Source organism: Enterococcus sp. BSD2780061688st2 D3, assembly GCF_005844145.1.
In the GTDB taxonomy this organism is placed as follows: domain Bacteria; phylum Bacillota; class Bacilli; order Lactobacillales; family Enterococcaceae; genus Enterococcus_B; species Enterococcus_B durans.
In genome coordinates, this window is record NZ_SPHN01000065.1 from 1 (window position 1) to 1,065 (window position 1,065).

General features: G+C 37.3%; 1 protein-coding gene. It reads right to left on the minus strand.

Annotated elements, in window-relative coordinates:
- Positions 1–15: 15 nt before the first annotated feature.
- Positions 16–969, minus strand: a complete 954-nt coding sequence (locus tag FGQ66_RS15025) for an IS30 family transposase (RefSeq protein ID WP_138302659.1) — start codon at positions 967–969, stop codon at positions 16–18.
- Positions 970–1,065: the final 96 nt, after the last annotated feature.

Sequence of the window (1,065 nt, forward strand, 5' to 3'; positions counted from 1 at the left end):
ATATTATTTGTCAAATTAAGCGAGACAAAACTTTCCATTTACGTAACTCAAAAAAACTTCTAATGGTGTTTGGTAATTTAGTGATTTTCTAGGGATATGGTTTCTTTTGGACGCAACGGATGAGATGAATCCTTGATTGACTTGGTTGAAGTCCATTTCTTTTGGTAGTCCATCTTTTCGGAGGAGTCCGTTTGAATGTTCATTTAATCCCCGTTGGGAAGGCGTTCCTGGGTCTGCGAAATAAATATCAATATCATTCGTATTACTAATACTTTTCCAATTAGAGAATTCTTTTCCACAATTAAAGGTAATTGATTTGAAAAGATTTTTGGGTACGGATTGAAGCCATTCATTAATCGAATTTTCAATATCAACTGCCTTACGGCCTTCTGGTTTCAAGGCGATAATGGCTTTTGAAAGTCGCTCAACGAGTGTGATGACGGCACTTTTATGGTGGATGCCGACAATCGTATCACCCTCTAAATGTCCAAATTCTTCTTCGAAAACGACATAATCTTTTTTACGTTCAGAAATATTTCTTTTGAATGCCTGTTTTCCACGTTTTTCCTTATAACCATTTGGTTTTCGTTTTCCTTGCATCGGTAAATGTAAAACATTGAATTCTCCCGTCTTAAACCGGCGATAGAGGGTACTTACTGAACAAGAGAAGGTTCGCTCTGCACGGCCAATAATGACGTCTGGGGTCCAACCTTCAGTTGATCTTTTTGCAATGTATTCTTTTTCCTCAGCAGGAAAAATGATTTCGGTTCTCCCACAACATCGCTTATTTTCTTTGTATTGTTCAAAGTATTCAAGTGCTGTTCCACCACATTTGAGAAAGTTATAGACATTGTAAATTGTTTGGCGTCCACGTTTAAGCTGCTTCGCAACGATAGCAACCGGAGTTTCTTGATGAAAATATGCTTCTATCATTACAAGCTCGTTTGGTGTAAGATGGGTATAAGTCATTTATGTTCACTCTCCTTGTATGCTTTAGCGGGTATTACAATTTGAGTGTAACATAAATGGCTTTTTTATTTGTCTCGCTTAATTATACAAACGGCG

Coding starts and splice junctions, on each gene's coding strand:
- FGQ66_RS15025 (WP_138302659.1), bottom strand. CDS start 969: ATGACTTATACCCATCTTACACCAAACGAGCTTGTAATGATAGAAGCA.